Origin of the sequence: Bradyrhizobium sp. SZCCHNS30572, from assembly GCF_032484415.1 — a bacterium.
Classification (GTDB): Bacteria; Pseudomonadota; Alphaproteobacteria; order Rhizobiales; family Xanthobacteraceae; genus Bradyrhizobium.
The window spans coordinates 300,897-323,738 of the sequence record NZ_JAUESY010000002.1 but is presented as its reverse complement, the minus strand read 5'-3'; the positions used below and the strand labels follow the sequence as shown (position 1 = coordinate 323,738).

At 66.5% G+C, this 22,842-nt stretch carries 19 protein-coding genes; 2 read left to right on the top strand and 17 right to left on the bottom strand.

All coding sequences use genetic code 11. The features are described 5' to 3' along the window. Positions 1-30 precede the first annotated feature (30 nt). The 13 genes from dxr to QX048_RS06410 form a co-directional block, all read right to left on the bottom strand. On the bottom strand, positions 31-1,254 hold the full coding sequence (gene dxr / locus QX048_RS06470; RefSeq protein WP_315711602.1) for a 1-deoxy-D-xylulose-5-phosphate reductoisomerase: 1,224 nt from the start codon (positions 1,252-1,254) through the stop codon (positions 31-33). Positions 1,255-1,295: 41 nt separating this feature from the next. Further along, positions 1,296-2,183 (bottom strand): phosphatidate cytidylyltransferase, encoded by an 888-nt coding sequence (locus QX048_RS06465; protein WP_315827148.1) that lies wholly within the window; start codon positions 2,181-2,183, stop codon positions 1,296-1,298. Continuing rightward, positions 2,180-2,938: an isoprenyl transferase gene (locus QX048_RS06460; RefSeq protein ID WP_315827149.1), complete on the bottom strand. Its 759-nt coding sequence runs from the start codon at positions 2,936-2,938 to the stop codon at positions 2,180-2,182. The genes QX048_RS06465 and QX048_RS06460 overlap by 4 nt, the downstream gene beginning before the upstream one ends. 12 nt (positions 2,939-2,950) lie before the next feature. Beyond that, positions 2,951-3,514, bottom strand: a complete 564-nt coding sequence (frr, locus tag QX048_RS06455; RefSeq protein ID WP_315711599.1) for a ribosome recycling factor — start codon at positions 3,512-3,514, stop codon at positions 2,951-2,953. Between the two features lie 162 nt (positions 3,515-3,676). Further along, entirely contained in the window at positions 3,677-4,393 is a 717-nt protein-coding gene (gene pyrH, locus QX048_RS06450; RefSeq protein ID WP_315711598.1) for a UMP kinase, read from the bottom strand. A 74-nt stretch (positions 4,394-4,467) separates the two neighbouring features. Continuing rightward, complete coding sequence (tsf, locus tag QX048_RS06445) at positions 4,468-5,391, bottom strand: translation elongation factor Ts (protein WP_315711597.1); 924 nt, start codon at positions 5,389-5,391, stop codon at positions 4,468-4,470. Between the two features lie 129 nt (positions 5,392-5,520). Next, positions 5,521-6,510, bottom strand: coding sequence for a 30S ribosomal protein S2 (locus tag QX048_RS06440; protein WP_315711596.1), 990 nt, complete (start codon positions 6,508-6,510; stop codon positions 5,521-5,523). Positions 6,511-6,664: 154 nt separating this feature from the next. Then, positions 6,665-7,186: a hypothetical protein gene (locus tag QX048_RS06435; RefSeq protein ID WP_315711595.1), complete on the bottom strand. Its 522-nt coding sequence runs from the start codon at positions 7,184-7,186 to the stop codon at positions 6,665-6,667. Between the two features lie 90 nt (positions 7,187-7,276). Further along, positions 7,277-8,239, bottom strand: coding sequence for an FHA domain-containing protein (locus QX048_RS06430; protein ID WP_315827150.1), 963 nt, complete (start codon positions 8,237-8,239; stop codon positions 7,277-7,279). Beyond that, on the bottom strand, positions 8,236-9,528 hold the full coding sequence (locus tag QX048_RS06425) for a serine protease (protein WP_315827151.1): 1,293 nt from the start codon (positions 9,526-9,528) through the stop codon (positions 8,236-8,238). The genes QX048_RS06430 and QX048_RS06425 overlap by 4 nt, the downstream gene beginning before the upstream one ends. Before the next feature lie 182 nt (positions 9,529-9,710). Next, a complete protein-coding gene (locus tag QX048_RS06420; protein ID WP_315827152.1) occupies positions 9,711-12,020 on the bottom strand; it encodes a caspase family protein in 2,310 nt (769 codons plus the stop codon). A 170-nt stretch (positions 12,021-12,190) separates the two neighbouring features. Next, entirely contained in the window at positions 12,191-15,721 is a 3,531-nt protein-coding gene (dnaE, locus tag QX048_RS06415) for a DNA polymerase III subunit alpha (RefSeq protein ID WP_316200389.1), read from the bottom strand. A gap of 462 nt (positions 15,722-16,183) precedes the next feature. Then, complete coding sequence (locus tag QX048_RS06410; RefSeq protein ID WP_315711588.1) at positions 16,184-16,897, bottom strand: outer membrane protein; 714 nt, start codon at positions 16,895-16,897, stop codon at positions 16,184-16,186. A gap of 269 nt (positions 16,898-17,166) precedes the next feature. On the opposite strand from QX048_RS06410, the gene QX048_RS06405 reads away from it, so the two are divergent. Continuing rightward, positions 17,167-17,502, top strand: a complete 336-nt coding sequence (locus tag QX048_RS06405) for a DUF3551 domain-containing protein (RefSeq protein WP_315827154.1) — start codon at positions 17,167-17,169, stop codon at positions 17,500-17,502. A gap of 106 nt (positions 17,503-17,608) precedes the next feature. Here the strand turns inward: QX048_RS06405 and QX048_RS06400 are convergent, their stop codons facing one another. Further along, a complete protein-coding gene (locus QX048_RS06400) occupies positions 17,609-18,382 on the bottom strand; it encodes an outer membrane protein (protein ID WP_315711586.1) in 774 nt (257 codons plus the stop codon). A 445-nt stretch (positions 18,383-18,827) separates the two neighbouring features. After that, complete coding sequence (locus tag QX048_RS06395) at positions 18,828-19,598, bottom strand: helix-turn-helix transcriptional regulator (RefSeq protein WP_315827155.1); 771 nt, start codon at positions 19,596-19,598, stop codon at positions 18,828-18,830. A gap of 140 nt (positions 19,599-19,738) precedes the next feature. On the opposite strand from QX048_RS06395, the gene QX048_RS06390 reads away from it, so the two are divergent. After that, entirely contained in the window at positions 19,739-20,818 is a 1,080-nt protein-coding gene (locus QX048_RS06390; protein WP_315827156.1) for an alcohol dehydrogenase catalytic domain-containing protein, read from the top strand. A gap of 12 nt (positions 20,819-20,830) precedes the next feature. Here QX048_RS06390 and QX048_RS06385 read toward each other — a convergent pair whose 3' ends face one another. Next, positions 20,831-21,532 (bottom strand): ABC transporter ATP-binding protein, encoded by a 702-nt coding sequence (locus QX048_RS06385; RefSeq protein WP_231324716.1) that lies wholly within the window; start codon positions 21,530-21,532, stop codon positions 20,831-20,833. Between the two features lie 7 nt (positions 21,533-21,539). Further along, a complete protein-coding gene (locus QX048_RS06380; protein WP_315711581.1) occupies positions 21,540-22,823 on the bottom strand; it encodes a lipoprotein-releasing ABC transporter permease subunit in 1,284 nt (427 codons plus the stop codon). Positions 22,824-22,842: the final 19 nt, after the last annotated feature.

The window sequence follows — 22,842 nt, the reverse complement described above, 5'->3', positions numbered from 1 at the left end:
TCCCGATGGGCCGGTGGCCCGTCCAACCCTTTAAGATGCTTTTGCGGCGATTTGAGGCAAGAGGCCGGAGGCCCTTTTTCGCGCGTCATGGTCAATGGCGATGGCGTCGTCCGCCGAGGTCAACGGTGCCAGATTACCCGAACGCGTCCAGTCCTCGAGGGTCGCCTCGACCAGCCGGGCGATCGCACCGAACCGGATGTGACCAGCGATGAAGGCCGCGACGGCGACCTCGTTGGCCGCGTTGAACACCGTCGTCGCGCCGCGCCCAGTGCGCAGCGAATCGTACGCCAGCCGCAGACCGGGGAACCGCTCGAAGTCCGGGGCCTCGAAGGTCAGCGTGCCGATCTTGGCGAGATCGAGCCGGGCCGACGGCCCCTTGATGCGCTCCGGCCAGCCCAGGCAGTGGGCGATCGGAATCCTCATGTCCGGCGCGCCGAGCTGCGCCACCACCGAACGGTCGGAGAACTCGACCATGCCGTGGACGATCGACTGCGGGTGGACCAGGACGTCGATCTCGTCGGGCGACAGCGCGAACAGGTAGGACGCCTCGATCACCTCGAGGCCCTTGTTCATCATCGAGGCCGAATCGATCGTGATCTTCTGACCCATGCTCCAGTTCGGATGTTTCAGGGCCTGGGCCAAGGTCGCCTGCTCGATATCGGCCGGCGCCCAGGTGCGGAACGGGCCGCCGGAGGCGGTGATGATCACCCGCACCAGTTCCTCGCGATTGCCCGAGGACAGCGCCTGGAACAGCGCGTTGTGCTCCGAATCGGCCGGCAGGATGCAGGCGCCAGCCCGCGCGGCCCGCTCCATGAAGAAATCGCCGGCACAGACCAGGCATTCCTTGTTGGCGAGCGCCACGGTCGCGCCGCGGTCCACCGCGGCGAGCGCCGGCTTGAGGCCGGCGGCACCGGAGACGGCGGCCATGACCCAGTCGGCGGGACGGGCTGCCGCCTCGATGATGGCGCTCTCCCCTGCCCCGCATTCGATCCCGGTGCCCGCCAGCGCGTCGCGCAGCTCGTCGAGGCCGGCCGGATCGGCCACCGCCACGAAGCGCGGGTTGAATTCCCGGGCCAGCTTCACCAGGCCCTGGACGTTGCTGTTGCCGGTCAGCGCCTCGACGCGGTAGCGCTCCGGCGCGCCGCGCACGAGGTCCATGGTCGAATCGCCGATCGAGCCGGTGGCGCCGAGCACGGTGACGCTGCGCACCTCCGCGAGACCGGCCTTGTTGTTCCGCAATGGCACTGCGCTCATGTTCTCACCAAACAATCTCGACCGGCCAGCCGCGCTGCCGGTCACCAAACCAGAAGACCGCGGCCGACGCCATCGAGGCCGCCGCGCAGCAAACCGAGCAACGCGGCGACGACGATCGCCGCGACATAGCCGTCCAGGCGATCCAACAGGCCGCCATGGCCGGGAATGATGTGACTGGAGTCCTTGACCCCGAACTGCCGCTTCACCGCAGATTCGAGCAGGTCGCCGAGCTGCGAGACCACCGACAGCGCCGCGGCGAGCATGAGCATCGCCATCAGGCCGCCGGCGCCGGCCATCGACCAGGCGGCCGCGGCGACGAGGCTGGCGGCGAAGCCGCCGACGGCGCCGGCCCAGGTCTTGTTCGGGCTGATCCGCGGCGCGAGCTTCGGCCCGCCGATGCTGCGGCCCGCAACGTAGCCGCCGATGTCGCTGGCCCATACGACCAGAAACACCAGCACCAGCGCATGCCATCCCTCGGCCGCATCGAAGCGCACCAGCACCGAGCCGAGCTCGGCGGCCGACGCGTAGGCGAAGCCGGCGGCCACCCAGGCGCGACGTCCCGCAGCGAGCGCCGTGACCGCGACCAGGCCGAGCCCAAGCACGACGACGGCGAAGTCGATCAGGCCATAGGCGCAGCAAAGGCCGGCAACGCCGATGGCCAGTGCGCCGGCCGTGCCGACGCTGGCCGTGCGAACCTCGCCCACCACCATCAGCCATTCGAGATACAGGCCGACCGCGACCACCGTGACCAGTGCGGTCCAGAATACGCCGCCGGCATAGGCGGCGCCGAGCGCCAGCGGCACCAGCACCAGCGCCGCCGCCACCCGCATCACCAGATTGCTGGTTGCAGCCTTTTTCGGCGGCGCGGGATCATTGCGCTGCGCGGCGTTGGCGGCGTCTCTCACGGCTGCGGTATCCGGTTTGGTCACGAGGCGGTTTTCGCCACGAGACCGCCGAAGCGGCGTTCACGCCGGCCGAACTCGGCGATCGCGCCCTCCAGCGCGGCCTTGTCGAAGTCGGGCCAATGGATCGGCACGAACACCAGCTCGCTATAGGCCGCCTGCCACATCAGGAAGTTGGACAGCCGCTGCTCGCCGCTGGTGCGGATGATGAGATCGGGATCTGGAATATCGGGCGCATCGAGATGAGCGCCGATCGCATCGGCATCGATCGAAGCCGGATCGCGCCGGCCCTCGGCGACCTCGCGGGCCAGACGCTGCGCCGCGCGCGCGATCTCCTGGCGCGAGCCGTAGTTGAAGGCGACCACGAGCGTGAGCTTGGTGTTGCCCCGGGTCAGTTCCTCGGCCTCGCTGAGGAGCGCGCAGATGTCGGGCTCGAGCCCGTCGCGCTCGCCGATCACCCTGACACGCACGCCGTCGCGATGCAGGGTCGCGAGATCGTTGCGGATGAAGCGGCGGAGCAGCCCAAACAGGTCGCCGATCTCGCTGGCCGGACGCGACCAGTTCTCGGACGAGAACGAGAAGATGGTGAGATAGCGAATGCCGAGCTCATGCGAGGCGCGCACCACGCGGCGCAACGCCTCGACGCCACGGCGATGCCCTTCCGCGCGCGGCAGCCCGCGGGCCGCAGCCCAGCGGCCGTTGCCATCCATGATGATGGCAACATGGGCCGGTCCGTCGGACCGGTCCGGCGCCTCCGTCATCGGGGCCGCGGCATTGGACATCAAGCGCATCCTTCAGACGGTGAGGATTTCCTTTTCCTTCGCCGCCAGCAGCTGGTCGATCTCCGAGATCACGCTGTCGGTCGCCTTCTGCACATCGGCAGCGAGGCGCTCCTGATCGTCCTCGGACATCTCGTGATTCTTCTCGAGCTTCTTGAGGGTATCGAGACCGTCGCGGCGGACATGGCGGACGGCGACACGGGCAGCTTCCGCATATTTATGCGCGACCTTGACCAGCTCCTTGCGCCGCTCCTGGTTGAGCTCGGGAATGCGCAGCCGGATCACCTGGCCTTCGGTCGCCGGCGACAGGCCGAGGTTGGAATCGACGATCGCCTTCTCGACGGCCTTGACCATGGAGCGGTCCCAGACCTGCACCGAGAGCAGGCGCGGCTCGGGAACGGAAACGGTCGCGAGCTGGTTGAGCGGCATGTGCGAGCCATAGGCTTCGACCTGGACCGGCTCCACCATCGACGCCGAGGCGCGGCCGGTGCGCAGGCCGCCGAGCTCGTGCTTCAGCGCCTGGGTCGCGCCCTGCATGCGGCGCTTCAGTTCGTTGAGGTCGAAATTGCCCGTGCTCATCACGCTTTCCTTTCTGCAATCCGGGGCGTTGCGGCCGGCTCTGCCAGGCCTTGAAATGCCTGCGGCCGGACTCGGGCGACTCCCGGATGAAATCCTGTCTCGCTTACGCTTCTACCGCAGGCTCGGGATCGGTCCAACACCGGCGGCCGACGGTGCCGCGGCTCACCCCGCGACGATGGTGCCGCGCCCTTCGCCCTGCAGCATCGCGCCGATCGAGCCCGGTTCGGCAATGGAGAACACAATGATAGGCAGCGACGTTTCCCGGGCAAGGGCGAATGCGGTCGCGTCCATGACCTTGTAGCCGCCTTCGATGGCCTGCGAATGGGTCAGCCGGTCGAAGCGCTTGGCGGCCGGATCCTTCTTGGGATCGGCGCTATAGACGCCATCGACATTGGTGGCCTTGAGCACGGCCTGGGCACCGATCTCGGCCGCCCGCAAGACCGCTGTGGTATCGGTCGTGAAATAGGGATTGCCGGTGCCGCCCCCGAGCACGACGATGCGTCCTTCGGCCAGCGACTTGTGCGCCGCAGCGCGGGTGAACAGCTCGCACACCTCCGGCATGACGAAAGCGGAGAGCGCCTGCGCCGGGGTGCCCTTGCGCTGGATGGCGGCTTCCAGCGCCAGGCAGTTCATGACGGTGGCGAGCATGCCCATGGTGTCGCCGGTCGGACGCGACACGCCCTGCGACGACACCTCGACGCCGCGCACCATGTTGCCGCCGCCGACCACGACGGCGATCTCGACGCCGAGCTTCTGGGCCGCGATGAGGTCATCGGCGATGCGGTCGACGGTCGGCTGGTCGATGCCGAAGGAATGAGGGCCCGCGAGATATTCGCCGGACAGCTTGACCACGACGCGACGATAGACCGGCTCAGCCATGTGCCAATGCTCTCCTATCCCGCGCGTTGAGATCCGGCGCGAACGCCGCGCCGGATCGTGACTGTGCTCAGTCGTTACTTCTTGCCGCTGGCGGCGGCGACTTCGGCAGCGAAGTCGGTCTCTTCCTTCTCGATACCCTCACCGAGGGCATAGCGGACGAAACCGGCAACCTTGATCGGACCGCCGACCTTGCCTTCGGCTTCCTTCAGCGCCTGCGCGACCGACTTGCCGCTGTCATGGATGAAGGCCTGCTCGAGCAGGGTGACTTCCTTGTAGTAGGTCTTCAGGCCGGACTCGACGATCTTCTCGATCACGTTTTCCGGCTTGCCCTGCTGACGATACTTGTCGGCGAGCACGTCCTTCTCGCGCTTGACGAGCTCCGGATCGAGACCCGCCGCATCGATCGCCTGCGGATTGGCCGCGGCGACGTGCATCGCGAGCTGACGGCCGAGCACGGCGAGCTCGTCGGTCTTGCCGGGCGACTCCAGCGCCACGATCACGCCGAGCTTGCCGGCACCCTCGATGACGGCGCCATGGACGTAGCTCGACACGACGCCTTGGCTCACTTCGAGCGAAGCCGCACGCCGCAGCGTCTGGTTCTCACCGATGGTGGCGATCGAATCGGCAATCGCGGCCTCGACCGTGATGCTGCCCACCTTGGCGGCCTTGATCTTCTCCACGTCGGCCCCGACGTCGAGCGCGACCTGGGCAATCATCTTGACCAGACCCTGGAAGTGCTCGTTGCGGGCGACGAAGTCGGTCTCGGAATTGACCTCGACGACCACGCCCTTCTTGCCGGAGGTCAGCGCGCCGATCAGACCCTCGGCCGCAACGCGACCGGCCTTCTTGGCGGCCTTCGACAGGCCCTTCTTGCGCAGCCAATCCTGCGCGGCCTGCATGTCGCCGCCGTTCTCGGTGAGCGCGGCCTTGCAGTCCATCATGCCCGCGCCGGTCGACTCGCGCAGGTCCTTCACCATCGCTGCGGTGATATTAGCCATCGTTGAACGTCCTTTTGCCTGTCCAAAGCGCGACGCAGCGGATGGCTCGTCGCCGCCCGCTGCCAGGAAAAACCTATCTCAGTCGCGATGGCCGGCGTGAGACGCCGGCCAGAATGGTGTTGTGTCGTCTTACGCGTCGGCGAGCGACTTGGCCTGCGCGACCCAGGCATCGGCCCGGCTCGGGAGACCGACTTCTTCGCCGATCTGGTGCGCGGTGTCGTGGTTGAGCTCGGCGAGCTGCCAGTAGTGGAAGATGCCGAGGTCGTTGAGCTTCTTCTCGATCGCACCGGACACGCCGGTGAGCTTCTTGAGATCATCGGCGGTGCCGCGCGGACCAGGCAGACCCTGGAACGTCGACGTGGACGCAGCCGGAAGATCTTCCTCGAGCGGAGCCGCCGAGGCGCCGACGTCGATCCCGAGCTCGCCCTGCGCGCGCGAGATGCCGTCGATGGCGGCCCGCGCGATCAGGTCGCAGTACAGCGAAATGGCGCGGCCGGCGTCGTCATTGCCGGGCACGACATAGGTGATGCCCTTCGGATCGCAATTGGTGTCGACGATCGCGGCCACCGGGATCTTGAGGCGCTGGGCCTCCTGGATCGCGATGTCTTCCTTGTTGGTGTCGATCACGAAGATCATGTCGGGCAGACCGCCCATGTCCTTGATGCCGCCGAGCGAGCGGTCGAGCTTGTCGCGCTCGCGCTGCAGGGTCAGCCGCTCCTTCTTGGTGTAGGAGTTGGCCTCGCCCGAGGACAGCACCTCGTCGAGATGACGCAGGCGCTTGATCGAGGCCGAGATCGTCTTCCAGTTGGTCAGCGTGCCGCCGAGCCAGCGCGAATTGACGAAATACTGCGCGCAGCGCTTGGCTGCGTCGGCCACGTTGTCCTGCGCCTGGCGCTTGGTGCCGACGAACAGGATGCGGCCGCCCTTGGCGACGGTGTCGCTGACGGCCTGCAGCGCCGTGTGCAGCAGCGGCACGGTCTGGGCGAGATCGATGATGTGGATGTTGTTGCGGGCTCCGAAAATGAAATCGGCCATTTTCGGATTCCAGCGGTGAGACTGGTGACCAAAGTGCACGCCAGCTTCGAGCAGCTGACGCATCGTGAATTCAGGCAGCGCCATTGGATATTCTCCGGTTGATTCCTCCGGAAACGCGTGAGCAAAAACGGGCCGTCAAGGCCCGGCTTGCCACCGGACGCCCTCTAGGAGAGCCAAGTTTCCGTGTGAGATGGCGCGCTATATAGCCGGATTTTGGCGCAACGCAAGGAAAATGGGCTTATTCGGCCTGCAGAAGCTCAACCATCGCCGTCCGGGCCTGCCCCTCCTGCAGCGGAACGAAGTCGACCGGACCCTTGTTGTCGGCGCCCGACGAGGCCGCGGCCATGACGCCCATGCCGAGCAGGCCGAACGCCATGCCGCCGCCCTGCATAGCCCTGGACCGATCACTGGGCCTGATCGAGAAGAAATAGGTCCGCCCCGGCTCGGTGTTGAAATCGAGCACCGAGTCGCCTGGGAACAGGGTCTGGGTGGCGACGAGGTGGTGCGGACCGGCCGGACGGTCGACGTAGACATAGGTTCCGGGGATCAGGCGGCTCAGCGCGACGCCATCGACCTTGGCGTCGCACGTGGTCCGGTCCAGCCAGGCATCCTTCAAGCTCATGATGATGATGCGGGACTGCCCGGCACGCGGTGCCCCGATCTTCTGTGACACCACAGCGTATTCGGTGCCTTCCTTCCCTGTCAGGCATCCTGATACCAGAAATGCCGCTCCCAATCCCAACAGCGCTCGCCTGTTCATTGCCCCCTCCCCGTAGAAACCCGGGCTTCGAGGCTATGACGGGAACCAGGGAACTTTCAACCTCCGGGAGCAAAGACAGTGGAACTGTGATCAGCGCTCCACACCGGCCGGGGCCAGCGCGGCGCGGTCGGCATCGAGCTTCGCCCTCAGCCGCGCGGCGTCTCCGAAGAAGGTCTGATCGTCCTGCACCGGGACCAGGCGCAGGGACGGCGGCATCAGCACGTGGCTGACGTTGGGACGGCCGGAATTCGCCAACGCCTCCGACCGCTGCACGGTCTGGATCGCGATCGCGACCACCAGCAAAAGGCCGACCACCAGGCCCTTGGCGAGCATATGGGTGCGTCCGACCTCACGCAGATGCAGCAAGCAGGTCGCGGCGAGAACGATCCACGAGACGACGTAGCCGTAGATGAAGACAGCGCTCCAGGTCAGGGCGAACGAGGCAATCTGGGCGAACTCGCTGTAGACCCAGAACGCAATCAGACCGGCCTGCGCGATCAGGAGGTGGCGCAGAAAATGCGAGCGGCCGGAAAACAGCCGCGCCAGCAGCGCCCAGACGCCAACCCATGCGACGACCACCCCGATCATCGTGACGGTCGGCACAAGATAATCGGACAGATGCGCCTCGGAGGTCTGCGCAAACCAGGTCATCACCGCGTTGATCGCGAGCAGGACGACACCGAGGGCGATCGCGGCGATGATCGGCAGCGCGCCGCGTTCGGAGCCCGCGAGGCGCTCCGGCTCGACGGCATGGCCGGCGTCGCGGATCCGAAGCAGCGTCTGGCCGATCCGGATCGGCTTGGCGCCGTCGAGGACGAGCTGCGGCTTCCGGCTCTTGCCGCGATCGAGAAAGAGGCCATTGGCGCTGCCGAGATCCTCGGCGACCAGGCGCCCCTCGCCGTCGCGGAAAATTCGCACATGGCGCGCGGCGACATAGGGATCGTCGAGGATGACGTGATTGTCGTAGCCGCGGCCGATGCTGATCTCGGCGGCATCGACGCGGAAGCGGCCGGCGACGTCGCGATGCTTGGAGAGGATCTCGATCCAGATCATCGTGCGACCTGCAGGCGTTCGAGGAAGCTCTTGCCGAGGCGCAAGGCGTCGTCATAGGCGATCGCCTGCAGGTTCAGCCGCGACACCAGCGCCTCGTCGGCATGGTCCTGCGTCACCGCGACCAGCACGACGTCATAGAGGCCGTCGAACTCGCGATAGCCCTGCGCGCACCACAGCACGCGTAGCGGCGGATGAGCGGCCGCCGGCGTCACGCCGACGAAATCGGCATGACAATGCTGCGGCGTGTACCATTTGCGGAACGAGCCGCCCTGGGTGAGTCGCGGCTGCGCCAGCTGCGTCAGCACGGTCGCGAACTGGAATTGATTGAGGTCGATCGATTTCGCGTAGGAGTGGCTGACCTCGACCACGCCGGTGTTGAGGTCGGAGGCGACATAGACGCTGGCCTCGGCCTTGCAACTGGTCGAATTGATGCTGGCGCGCGGCTTCGGCGACGCGCTGGCATTGGTGCTCGCCCAGCATTCGAACCAGCCCGCGCGCGTCTCCGGCGCCTGATAGGAGCCGAACACCCGATCGCGGAAGCCCTCCTCGCCCAGCGACTTGTAGAGCGCTCCACGCCAGCTCGTAAGCTGCGCGATCACGTCCTTGTGCAGATCGGCCGCCGCCGGCCTGGCATCTTGGCCGCGCGCCAGGAGCGCGGCCGCGAAGCGGGCGGGCACCAGGAAGCTGATGAGCTGGCCGCCGCGGCGCGTGGCGACGTTGATGCCGACCACCTGGCCTTGCGCATTCACCGCGGGCCCGCCGCTCATGCCGGGATTGAGCGCGCCGGTGAAATGGATGTGATCGTTGTAGCTGTGCTCGACGAGACCGTTATACGTTCCCTCGATGATGGTGAAGCCGAGGTCGAGCGGGTTGCCGAGCGAATAGAGCCGCTCGCCTTTCGGCAGGCTGCCGTCGAGCGCGGCCTTGTCGAACGAAAAGAACGGCGCGTTCTGCTTGTCGACGCGAACGAGCGCGAGATCGTTGGGCAGGTCGACAGCGAGCAACGTGACGCCGCCCTGCGTGCCATCGGCTCCCGTATATTCGAGCCGGTATGTCTTCGGCTCGAGTGCTGCATCCGACACAACGTGATAGTTCGTGACCGCGAGCCCGTCGGCGGAGACCAGAAAGCCGGATCCGGTCGAGGTCTGGCGGCCGGCATCGGCCACGAGCGTGCGGATCTGGAGCAGGCGCGGCGGCGCCGAGGCATAGACGGCTTCGGCGCCCGGCAGCGCTTGAGCATCGCTTGGCGATGGCAGGCCGGCGATACCGACGCCGCAAAGCGCGGCCATGATTGAGCTTCGCAAAGACAGCGTGCGCAAGGTCCCGACAAACGCTGATATCACTGATGCCCCCGCAACACGTCGTCGGCCGCCGACGTCCTGCGCCCACGATCGATCAGTCCGGCGGTCCGGCCATATCGAAAACAGGCCGATGTTGCAACCGCGCCGACCTCAGGCCAACGCGCCGCGGCTCAGCAATGCGGGACGTTCGGCGGACATCTCTTGCCCGGCGGCGGGGCCGCCGGACGTGGCGGCGGCGGCGCGGGCCGTGCCATCGGCGGCGGTGGCGGCGCTGGCCGGGCCACGGCGGCCATCGGCGGCGGACTGGGACGCGCCATCTGCGGTGGAGGCGCAGGACGCGCCATCGGTGGCGGAGCGGACGGACGCATGACTTGCGGCGGCGGTGGCGCCGGCCGAGGTGGCGGAGCCGCCCGAACCATCGGTGCAACCGGCGGTCGTGGCGGCGCCGGTGGCGGGCTCAGACGCGCCGTCGCCGGTGGTGGCGGCGGGCGGCGCTGGATCTGCGGTGGCGTCGCCTGCTGAATGCGCGGGCTCACCTCAGGCCCGCGCGGAACGGCTGACGGCATGACCGGACGGGACGGCGTCACCGATGGCCTTGCGGGCTGCGGCACGACTGCGCCCGGCGGCGTGCGGTTCGCGCGCAGATCCTGGCGCGCGGGCGGTGGCAGCGCGGCAGAGGGCGATGCCGGTGCCGGCTGGCGCAGACTAGGAGCCTGAACCGATGGTGGCACCGGCGGACCACCGCGACCGGGCACCGGCAGCGGATTGACATTGGCATGCCCCTGCCCGGGTCCCGTCATGGCCGGCGAGGGTCCGCCCGGCGGAGCGTTGGCCTGAATGGCCGGTGCTGCACCGGGCCGGACCGTGGGATTGGTGAGCGGTCCTCCCGGCGGCGGGACCTTGCCCTGCTGGATCAGCGTGGCGCGCTGCGCGACGGCCGGCGGCAAGGCCGGTGCCACCGCCACGGCCGGCGTCGTCACGGCCGCGGGGCCGGCAGTGATCGGCGCGGCCGGCGGCGCCGGACGATTGATCACGGTGTTGATGACGGTCGGGTTGTGGATGTTCTGGTAGATGATGTTGTTCGGCGGCGGGGCAACGAAAGCCGGCGGCCGGACATAGACCGGGATCGGCACGAACACCGGCCGCGGCAGGATGAACAGGCCGACCGGAGCGAACGGCGGCGGCAGCTCCACGAACTCCGGCAGAGGCGGCGGCAGGATGTAGACCGGCGGCGGGGGCGGCGGCACGAAATCGAATTCGGGATCCGAGAACAGCAGCACCGGACGTTCGACATAGATCACCTCGTCGAGCGGCGGCGGCGGCACGTCATATTCGATCATCGCGAAGGTCGGCGGCGGCGCCGGCTGTGCCGACAACATCGCCAGCCGCCGCCGGGCGTCCTCGGCATGCGCGCCATAGGGATAGCGCTTCAGGTAAGACCAATAGGCCTCCGGGCTGTCGGTGCGAAACGTCCGTCGCCAGGTCAGCGCCTCGCGGCGAGCGGCGACGAGGGCGCGCACGCGCCGCGCCAGCGGGTCGCTCGGATAGGCGGCGATGAAATCCTCATAGCCCTGCAGCGTGTCGCGCTCCAGCGCCGCGGCATAGGCCTCCTGCACCGGCAGCTCGCGGATCGGGCGCGAGCGCAGCGCCGCGGTCTGCTCCGGCGAATCCGGCGTGGCAGGCGCGTCCGGCGCCCGCTCGAAGAAGGTGAAGGCGGCCTGGATCTTCTGCGCATCCCACGGCACCTGCGCGCCCTTGGTCTCCTCGTTGACGCGCAGCCGCAGCCGGTCGAACACCTCCGGCAGCGACAGGCCGCCGGTGCGGATCATCTCCGCGAGCGAGCGCGCGTAGACGCCGTAGGCGCCGGTCTCGTTCGGCGCGATCGTGCCCGGCGCCGCATTGAAGGCGATCAGCATGTTGGCATCGGGCTCGACCAGCGCCAGGCCGCCGGCGATCGCCGGACCGCTGGCGATGAAGGGCTGCTGGCGGGCGGCATCGAGCACCACGACGCTGGCCTTCACCGGCGTCGCCGCAAGCTGGCGGATGTAGTCGCTGAGGCGCAGGCCCTCGGTCGGAATGTCGACGTCACTGCCGATGTTGGCGTCGACGGGCAGAAAATAGTTCTCGCCGGCGAGCTGCATGCCGTAGCCGGCCAGATAGACCATCGCGACGGTGTTGTTGTCGGCTGACTGGGCCTTGTGAATGAAATCGCGAAAGCTCTTGCGCAGGGTGTCGGCATCGAGATCGCGCGCGCCGACCACATCGAAGCCCGCGGCCTGCAGCGTCTGCGCGATCAGGCCGGCGTCGTTGGCCGCCGTCGCCAGCGGGCCCTTGGCATAGGCCCCGTTGCCGATCACCAGAGCGATACGCTTTTCGGCGCCGGGCTGCTGCGCTGCGGCAAGCCGCGGCAAGGCCGCCAAGGCGAGCAGGCAGAGCGAGACACTCAGGACGATCTTCGCGGTGATCTTGGTCAAGCGCATGGTTCAAGCCCCTTCGAGGCACCCGCCGCGGATTCAGCGGGAGAATGGCTGAACCGCGGTTGAACGGAGGCATGTCCGTACAGCCCACGCGCAGCTTTTTTGTTCCTCGTCCCCCCGTTCGACCAGCAAGATCGCCGGACGCAGCCGCTCCAGCGGAACGATCGCCTCGATTACAGCTGCTGCACGTCGACCACGCCGGTCACCGCCTTGATGGCACCTGCGATTTGTGGCGAAACCTTGAAGCGCCCCGGCAGTTTCATCTCGACCTCGGTTTCGAGGTCCAGCATCATGACCAGCGACACCTCGCCTTCGCCTGCTGCGGTGCGGGGCGCCAACGGCGGCGCGGCGCTCTTGGCGATCGCCCCGTTGCCATTGACCGCGGCACCTTCCGGCCCCTGCAGGCGCTTGACGATGGAATCGAGCGGCTTGGTGTCGCGCAGGAAGATGCGCAATCCGCGCTGCGTCTTGGCGGCGGCATCATCGAGCGGCTCGGCATGCAGCACCCGCGCGCGGACATCCTCGCCCTGCAGCTCGGCGCCGAGCTGCAGCAGCACCGCCGCGCCCGGCTCGAGCACGTCGCGATATTGTGCGAGGCCCTCAGAGAACAGCACGGCCTCGAAATGGCCGGTCGGATCCGACAGACCCATGATGCCCATCTTGTTGCCGGTCTTGGTGCGCCGCTCCATGCGCGACACCACGGTGGCGGCAACCTTGCCCGCGGTCGCGCCGGTCTTCACCGCACGCGAAAACTCGGCCCAGCTCTGCACGCGCAGGCGCTTCAGCGCCGCCGCGTAGTCGTCGAGCGGATGGCCCGACAGGAAGAAGCCGATCGCATCATATTCGCGCCGCAGACGCTCGGCCGGCAGCCAGTTCTCGATGTTCGGCAGGATGATCGCGGGCGCGTCGGCGGCGTTGCCGAACATGTCGTTCTGGCCGGAGGTGGCGGCCTCGTGCGCGCGCTGGCAGGCGGCGACGATGGCGTCGGCGCCGGCGAACACCCGGGCGCGGTTCTTGTCGAGAACATCGAACGCACCCGCGGCGGCCAGCGTCTCGATGATGCGCTTGTTGATCGCGCGCGGATTGACGCGAGAGGCGAAGTCGGCGAGCGAGGTGAACTGGCCGCCCTTGTTGCGGGCCTCGACGATCATCTCGATCGCCTGCGGGCCGACGCCCTTGAGCGCGGCGAGCGCGTAGAAGATGGTGTTGCCGCTGACCTCGAAGGTCGGCCCCGAGCGGTTGATCGACGGCGGCTCGACCTTGATGCCCAGGCGCTGCGCCTCGGTACGAAATTCAGAGAGCTTGTCGGTGTTGTTGAGATCGAGCGTCATCGACGCCGCGATGAACTCCACCGGATAATGCGCCTTCATGTAGGCGGTGTGGTAGGACACCAGCGCGTAGGCGGCCGCGTGCGACTTGTTGAAGCCGTAGTCGGCGAATTTGGCGAGCAGGTCGAAGATCGTGTCAGCCTGGTCCTTCGGCACGCCGTTCTTGACGGCGCCTTCGACGAAGCGGACGCGCTGCTTGTCCATCTCGGCGCGGATCTTCTTGCCCATGGCGCGCCGCAGAAGATCGGCTTCGCCGAGCGAATAGCCGGACATCTGCTGCGCGACCTGCATCACCTGCTCCTGGTAGATGATGACGCCGAAGGTCTCCTTCAGGATCGGCTCCAGGATCGGGTGCAGATATTCCGGCTCCTCCTCGCCGTGCTTGCGGGCGCAGTAGGTCGGGATGTTGGCCATCGGACCGGGACGATACAGCGCCACCAGCGCGATGATGTCCTCGAAGCGGTCCGGGCGCATGTCGATCAGCGCACGCCGCATGCCCTGGCTTTCAACCTGGAACACGCCGACCACGTCGCCCCGCGCCAGCATCTGATAGCTCGGCGCGTCGTCGATCGGCAGGGTCGCGAGATCGACGTGGACGTCGCGCTGCTTCAGCAGCTTCACGGCGACGTCGAGCACGGTCAGCGTCTTCAGGCCGAGGAAGTCGAACTTGACGAGGCCGGCGGGCTCGACCCATTTCATGTTGAACTGGGTGACCGGCATGTCCGATTTCGGATCGCGATACATCGGCACCAGCTCGCTCAGCGGCCGGTCGCCGATCACGATGCCCGCGGCGTGGGTCGAGGCATGCCGCGTCAGGCCTTCGAGGCGCATCGCGATGTCGAAGGCGCGCGCCACCACCGGATCCTCGTCGCGGAAGGCCTGTAGCTTCGGCTCGCCCTCGATCGCGGCGGCGAGCGTCACCGGCGCGGCCGGATTCTGCGGCACCAGCTTGGTGAGCTTGTCGACCTGCCCGTAGGGCATTTGCAGCACGCGGCCGACGTCGCGCAGCACGCCGCGCGCCTGCAGGGTCCCGAAGGTGATGATCTGCGCGACCTGGTCACGGCCGTAGCGCTGCTGGACATAGGAGATGACCTCGCCGCGGCGGTCCTGGCAGAAGTCGATGTCGAAGTCCGGCATCGACACGCGCTCGGGATTGAGGAAGCGCTCGAACAGCAGCGCGAACCGCATCGGGTCGAGGTCGGTGATGGTCAAGACCCAGGCGACCAGCGAGCCGGCACCGGAGCCGCGCCCCGGTCCCACCGGGATGCCGTGCGCCTTGGCCCATTTGATGAAGTCCGACACGATCAGGAAGTAGCCCGCGTACTTCATGCGCATGATGACGTCGAGCTCGAAGGCGAGCCGCTTCTGATAGTCCTCCTCGGTCATGCCCGGCGCCATGCCGTGCACCTTGAGGCGCCGCTCCAGACCCTCCTCCGCCTGTCGCTTCAGCTCGGCGGCCTCGGCGCTGGCGGCGTCCACGGCATCGCTGCCGGTGCCGGCGCCGACCGTGAAGAACGGCAGGATCGGCTTGCGCGTCCGCGGCCGGTACGAACAGCGCTCGGCGATCTCGACCGTCGAGGCCAAGGCCTCCGGAAGGTCGGCGAACAGCACCGCCATCTCGGCACGGGTCTTGAAGCGGTGATCCGGCGTCAGCTGCACGCGCTCGGTGTCGGCGATCAGATGGCCGCCGGCGATGCACAACAGCGCATCATGCGCCTCGTAGTCGTCGGCGGTCGCGAAATACGGCTCGTTGGTCGCGACCAGCGGCAGGCCCTTGCCATAGGCGATATCGATCAGGCCGCCTTCGACGCGGCGCTCGCGGTCGACGCCGTGGCGCTGCAGCTCGATGTAGAGGCGGTCGCCGAACAGGCTTGCCAGCCGCTCGCAGCGCTGCGTCGCAAGTGCCGCCATGTCGTGCTGGATCGCGAGCGAGATCGGCCCATCGGGCCCGCCCGTGAGCGCGATCAGACCATCGACACCCTCGTTCAGCCACTCGAACTCGATGTGCGGCGCCTGGTGCGTCGGCGTCTCCAGGAAGGCGCGCGAGTTCAGCCGCATCAGGTGGCGGTAGCCCTCCTCGCGTGCGGCGAGCAGGACGATTCGCGAGGGCTGCGCGACCGCGCCGGCATTGCGGGCATTCGGGTCCATGTCGCCGAAATCGATGGCGAGCTCGCAGCCGGCAATCGGCTGGATGCCATAGCTCGCCATCTTGTCGGAGAATTCGAGCGCACCGAACATGTTGTCGGTGTCGGTCAGCGCCAGCGCCGGCTGACGGTCGGCCTTGGCGAGTTCGCCGAGCTTGCCGATCTTGATCGAGCCCTTCAGCAGCGAATAGGCGGAATGGACGTGGAGATGGACGAATCCGGCGCTGGACATGCTCGCCTTGCAGCTTCCCTGGGGCTTGTTCCGAGATCACGGTGCGGGGCCAAGCCTTGGGCTTGGCTCGAAGTCATGAACCGCCATGCCCCCGACCCCGACCGACTCGCTCCGCATCATATCGGACGACCTCCGGCGAGTCCGGCGCCCTCGCCTGCCTTGTCCCCAGCCGCTGCGCTCGGAAAACTAAAGCTGTGGAATGATTTGCGCCCAGAGCGCGATCATGCCGACGAACAGCGTGATCGACGCCAGCGCGGCGGCTTCTTGAACGAAAACCTTGAGCATCGGGACCTCCCTGAGTCAGAACATATGAAGAACAATGTTCCTTTTCTGTTCTCAGGTCAAGCGCGCTGATCGGCTCTCGCCGCGCCGGCACAGCAAATGGTTAACCCGCCTCCGCAAACAAAAAGCCCCGGCGCGAACGCCGGGGCTTTCCAATCCGCCGATCGAGCGAGGATCGACTCAGTACCGCGTCGCGACCGGGCCGCCGAAGCGGTAGTTCAGGCGGGCGGTGAACAGATCGACGTCCTGCTTGATGCTGTCGGAGCCGAGCGCGCCGAAGCTGACGGTCTGGCGGTCCATGAACAGATGGTCGTACTCGACGCCCAGCGACCAGTTCGGCGCAAAGCCGTATTCGACGCCGGCACCGACCACGCCGCCCCAGCGCGTGTCGTCGTTGGAGGCGAGGAACGCGCCGGTCGCAGCATTGGTGATCGTGTACTTGTTGCTGGTCACGGCCGCACCGCCCTTGGCGTAGAGCAGCACGTTGTTGATGGCGTAGCCGACCTGGCCGGTGAACAGGCCGAACGCATCGGTCTTGGTGCGGTTACGCGTTCCGAACAGCGCGCTCTGATTGTCGCCGGTGAGGTCGGCCCAGTTGCCCTGCGCCTCGACGCCGAACACGATCTGGCCCATCTGCCAGCGATAGCCGACCTGGCCACCGACGGTGCCGCCGGATGCATCATGCGAACCCTCGCGGCCGCCGCCGACCAGATCCCAGGTGTTCTCGCTCCAGCCGCCGCCACCGTTCACGCCGATGTAGAAGCCGCTCCAGTCATAGATCGCAGCCATCACAGGCGGCGGTGCCTTCGTGTAGGGACGCGCAGCGAGATCCGCGGCAAGCGCCGGCGAGGCCAGCACCACGAGCGCCGTCGTCGTCAACAGAAGTTTCTTCATCACAGGTCCAGTCTCGTCTCATTTGGCCCCCAGGCCAGCCGCACCTCTTACCGATCTGCGCCACAATTGCTGTAGCCGCTCGGTCACAGCTCGCTGCTGAAAGGCCACGAGACATGTTAGGAAATTAATCTTTAATCACAGTGTGTTGATGGAACTTTCCAGCTTGCAATCGAGGGCCGACCGACTACACACGCGTGAGGGCGGTCGCGCCGGTGCTTCGCCATGAAGCGCGCGCGTTCTGGTCATCAAGGGATGAAGGGAGATCGTTGATGCGTGAGGTTTTATTTGCGGCCCTGGCTGCAGCCGGCCTCGTGGCCGCAACCCATGCGCCGGCTCACGCCGTCGGTGTCAGGCATGCGTTCTGTCTGCAGGGTGATGAGTTTCCGGGCTTGAGCCACTGCACCTTCGACACTTACGCGCAATGCCAAGCGACGGCGTCGGGACGCCTGCTGAACTGCATCGCGAACCCCTATTTCGCCGGTGTGAGCAATGACCCGCGCGCGACACCCTATCCGTATCCGCACAGGCAGCGGATCAGGCCGCGTCCGCCGGCGCCGAATCCCTACGCGCCGTTCCCCAACCCGTTCGTGTTCGAAGAGGACTGACCCGTCCCCGCCTTCGACGCAGCGAGCTGCCGTCTCAGGCCATACCATCGAAGGTTCGTCGAAGCCGCGGCTTCGACGAACCGGAGCAATCGAGGGTGACGTTGCGTCAGCGCATCATCCCGAAACCCGGACCGAACTTGTAGTTCAGCTTCACGAGCCCGATGTCGACATCCTGCTTGATGCGATGAGTCATCGCGGGCGCGCCGGCCGCGGCGACGAAGTTCAGGTTCTTGTTGCCCAGGAAGATGTGGTCGTACTCGACGCCGACCGACCAGTTCGGCGCAAAGCCATATTCGAGGCCGGCACCGATCGTACCGCCCCAACGCGTCGTGTTGGCGCGATCGAGCATCACGTTGGTGCCCGTGGTGAAGGTGTCGTAGCGATCGCCGACGACCGCGGCACCGCCCTTGATATAGCCGAGAATGTTGTCGAAGGCATAGCCGACCTGGCCGGTGAACAGGCCGAAGCCGTTGGTGCGTGAACGGTCGCTGACATTGGGAAGAATCAGGTTGCGATTCGTGCCTTTGAAGTTCGCCCAGTCGCCCTGCGCCTCGACGCCGAACACCCAGTTGGCCATCTGATAGCGGTAGCCGACCTGGCCGCCGACGGCCGCGCCGCCGCCGCCCGAGCAGCCTTCGCGGTTGGCTGCCGGGTTCACCGCCACACCGGCGTTCGAAACCAGATTCCAGCAATCCCGGCTGGAACCTCCGCCGGCGTTGAAGCCGACATAGAAGCCGCTCCAGTCATACACCGTCGCCACGACGGCGGGCGGCGCCTTGGTGTACGGCCCCTTCTTCATTGGAAGATCAGCTGCGAATGCAGACGTCGCCGCGGCGATTGCGCCGAGCCCCACCGTTGCGCCGAAAAGCGTCTTCATCATCGAACTCCGTAGCTTCTGTCCCAAAGTCCCCAGGCCCCCTGGTTCCGTGCGAAAAACATGCAGCGCGACGAAGCGACTATGCCACCCGCATTCGCTCCGCCGACATCAACCGATGTGCAGATCAGAACCATTCTTTCCGGCTTTTATGGGATTGGACGCAAAGGCCTGTTTTTCAAGGCTTTGCCGGCAACATGAACAAACAACTAATAAGATGTAAGGAGGAGTCGTGGCCGGCGTCCATCCATGGCCACAATGCGAGCGACGGCAAAATCGTGATCGGGAAACTCCCGGTCACGGAACGACCCCTGTCACGTCTCAGTCGTGAATTCTTCAGGGCAGCACGACGAGTCTTGCGAATGCGTAGCATCATCATGCGCAAAGCGGACGAATGTGTGGTGCTTCCCGGCCGACGCGGAATGCACGCTCGTCCGGAGCGGCATCGTCATCACGTGTAGTAGATCGCCAACTTCAGCGCGGGATCGTCGTTGGACTGGAAGGTCGCGTATCGCAGCCTCACGCGGCCCTTCTTCGGATGCTCGAGCAGCTTTTCGCCCGCAGCAAGCGCATTGACGTCGTGCGCCGCCCACAAGCCATCGAACTCGCGGCTGCCACGCCGCAGCCGCGCGATCAGATCGACGAAGGCGGGATCGCCCGCCCACAGATCATAGGTCGCGCGAAACTGCGCGACCATGCGTTGCGCCAGCTCCTTCCATTGCGCGCCGAACAGCCGGCGCACGCCGGGCTTGCACAGCATCAGCACCAACGTGTTGCGCTCATCGTCGGCGAGTTGCGAGAAGCCGAAGATCTCGTCCGCCGCCGCATTCCAGGCGAGCACATCCCATCGCCGTCCGGAGATGTAGGCCGGCTGGTTCAGACTCTGCACGAGTTCGCGCAGTCGGGGCGGCACCTGCTCGCGCACGAACGGCTTGCGCGCAGGATCGCGCACCAGCGCCTTGAGATGAGCATGCTCGGTTCGGCTCAGGCGCAGGGCGCGCGCCAGCGCATCGATGGTGGATGAGGACGGCTTCACCGCACGGCCCTGCTCGATTCGGATGTACCAGTCGACGCCGATGCCAGCGAGCTCGGCTACTTCCTCCCGCCGCAGCCCTGCGGTGCGTCGCCGCCGCCCGGCTGCGAGCCCGACCGCCTGCGGCGTCAGCTTCTCGCGCCGCGAGCGCAGGAAGTTTCCGAGTTCGGCATGTCTTGGATCACTCATCTCCGAGATCACTCATGGTTCGCCCCCGATGGCGGTGCGCCCAGCCTGGGCTTCTTCAATCCTAGGATAATACCAGGCCTTCTTGCGCGTAGGATAGACCGGCAGACTGGTGCCTCGCCATCGCGAAAATGGAGAAGATCATGAAGGCCGCAGTGCTCAAACGATTTGGATCGCCGCTCGAGATCGAGCATGTCGAAGACCCCGTGCTCGGCACCGGCGAGGTGATCGTCGACATCGCCGCAGCCGGCGTGCTGTCCTATGCGAATGAAGTGTTCAGCGGAGAACGCAAATATCTGCTGGAACTGCCGGTCATCCCGGGAACGAGCGGCATCGGCAGGGTCAGCGCGCTCGGTCCCGATGCCACGCATCTTGCGATTGGCGACTGGGTGTTCTGCGATCCGACGGTGCGCTCACGTGACAATGCGCTCGCCCCCGACATAACCCTGCAAGGCCTGAGCGCGCGCGGACCGGGCGGGCTCAAGCTACAACGGCATTTCCGGCACGGCTCGTTCGCCGAGCGCATGCGGCTGCCAACGGAGAACGCCAAGCCGATCGGTGTCATCGATGCCCGCGACGCGGCGCGGTGGTGCGCGCTCGGCACCCTGCTCGTGCCCTATGGCGGCTTTCTTGCCGCCAATCTGCAGGCGGGCGAGACCGTGCTGGTCAGCGGCGCCACCGGCAGGTTCGGCAGCGCCGCAGTCGCGGTGGCGCTCGCCATGGGCGCCGCTGCGGTCGTGGCGCCCGGTCGCAACGAGGCCATGCTGGCCGAGCTCAAGCGCCGGTTCGGCGCACGCATCCATCCAGTCAGGCTGTCGGGCCATGAAAGCGAGGACACCGAGCGCATGAAGCGCGCCGCGCCCGGCCCGATCGACTGCGTGCTCGACATCATGCCGCCCTCCGTCACGACCAATGTCGTGCGGACCGCCGTGATGACCGTACGTCCCTATGGGCGCGTGGTGTTGATGGGCGGAGTCGGCATGCTCGGCGGCCCCGGGCTCGAGCTGCCCTATCCCTGGATCATGCGCGACTGCATCACCATCCGCGGCGTTTGGATGTGCCCGCCGACAGCGACAGTGAAGATGGTGGGACTGATCAGGGCCGGACTGCTCGACCTCGCGCAGTTCGAGCCGACCTGTTTCGACCTCGACCATGCCAACGACGCGGTCGCCCATGCCGCCGCCCATCGCGAGCCGTTCAAGATGACGGTGATCAGGCCCTGACTGCGGCCGGACTCAGTCGAGCTCGACGACCTTGCCGCCGACGATGGAGACGCGCCGGTCCATGCGGCCGGCCAGCTCCATGTTGTGGGTCGCGATCAGCATCGCGACCCGCGTGGCCTTCACGAGCTGCATCAGCGCGTGAAAGACGTGATCGGCGGTGCCAGGATCGAGATTGCCGGTCGGCTCGTCCGCCAGCAGCGCACGCGGCGCATTGGCGACCGCACGCGCGATCGCGACGCGTTGCTGCTCGCCGCCGGAGAGCTCGGCCGGGCGGTGCTTGATGCGCTCGCCGAGCCCGAGATAAGCCAGGATCTCGGTCGCCCGCTTCACCGTCTCGGACCGTTTCAAGCCGCGGATCATTTGCGGCAGCATCACGTTCTCCAGCGCCGTGAACTCCGGCAGCAGCCGGTGCGACTGGTAGACGAAACCGATGTCGGTCCTGCGCATCTGGGTGCGCTCGATGTCGGTCAATTGCGACGTCGGCACGCCCCCGACATAGACCTCGCCCTCGTCGGGACTCTCCAGGAGACCCGCGATGTGCAGCAATGTCGACTTGCCCGAGCCCGACGGCGCCACCAGCGCCACCGACTGACCGGCCCACAGCGCCAGCTTGGCGCCGTCCAGAATGGTCAGCTGCTGCTCACCCTGCATGTACCGCCGCTTGATCTCGTGGAGATAAACGACCGGCACATCCTCGGCCCCCTGCTCGTCCATCAGCGCCTCACTCGTAGCGAAGCGCTTCGACCGGGTCTAATCGGGCCGCGCGCCAGGATGGATACAGCGTAGCCAGGAAAGACAGGGTCAAGGCCATGATCAGAACGGCCGCAGTCTCGCCGGCATCGATCTCAGCCGGCAGCTTCGACAGGAAATAGAGTTCATTGGGAAACAGATCGGTGCTCGTCAGCCAGGACAAAAACTTCCTGATCGAATCGATGTTCATCGAGATCAGGAGGCCGACGACGAATCCGGTGAGCGTGCCGACCACCCCGATCGAGGCGCCGGTGATCAGGAATATCCGCATGATCGCCCCCTGCGAAGCCCCCATGGTCCGCAGCACGGCGATGTCCTGGCCCTTGTCCTTGACCAGCATGATCAGTCCCGAAACGATGTTGAGCGCGGCGACCAGCACGATCAAGGTCAGGATCAGGAACATCACGTTACGCTCGACCTGCAGCGCATTGAAGAAGGTCGAGTTACGCTGGCGCCAGTCGACGAGAAAGATCGGGCGGCCGGCTGCCTCGGTGACCGTCTTGCGAAACTCCTCCACCTTGTCGGGATTGCTGGTGAAGATCTCGATCGCGGTGACGTCGTTGTTGCGATTGAAATAGGCCTGCGCCTCGGCCAGCGGCATGAAGACGAAGCTGGCGTCGTATTCCGACATGCCGATCTCGAACACCGCCGCGATCTTGTAGGGCTTGATGCGCGGCGTGGTGCCCATCGGCGTCACGGCGCCCTTCGGGGCGACCAGCGTGATGCTGTCACCGGCATGCAGCGACAATTGGTCCGCGAGCCGGCGGCCGATCGCGACGCCCTGGCCTTCGTCGAAACCTTCCAGCGAACCCTGCTTGATGTTCTTGGCGATCGAGGTCAGGTTCGTGAGGTCCTGCGCGCGAATGCCGCGGATGAACACGCCTGACGCATTGAATGGCGACGAGCCCAGACCCTGTCCGTCGACCACCGGCGCGGCGAGTCGGATGCCCTGCACCTGCGCGATCCGCTCCGAGACGTCCTTCCAGTCGGTCAGCGGCGACTCCAGCGGCTGCACCAGCAGATGCCCGTTCAGACCGAGGATCTTGTCGAGCAGCTCCTTGCGGAAGCCGTTCATCACCGCCATTACGATGATCAGGGTGGCGACGCCCAGCATGATGCCGAGGAAGGAGAACCCCGCGATGACGGAGATGAACCCTTCCCTGCGGCGCGCACGCAAATAGCGCCCCGACAGCATCCACTCGAAGGGAGCGAAGGGGGTGGTGGTCTGCACCGGTTCGGTCATGGCGTCATCCATTGTGCGATCATCCCATGAT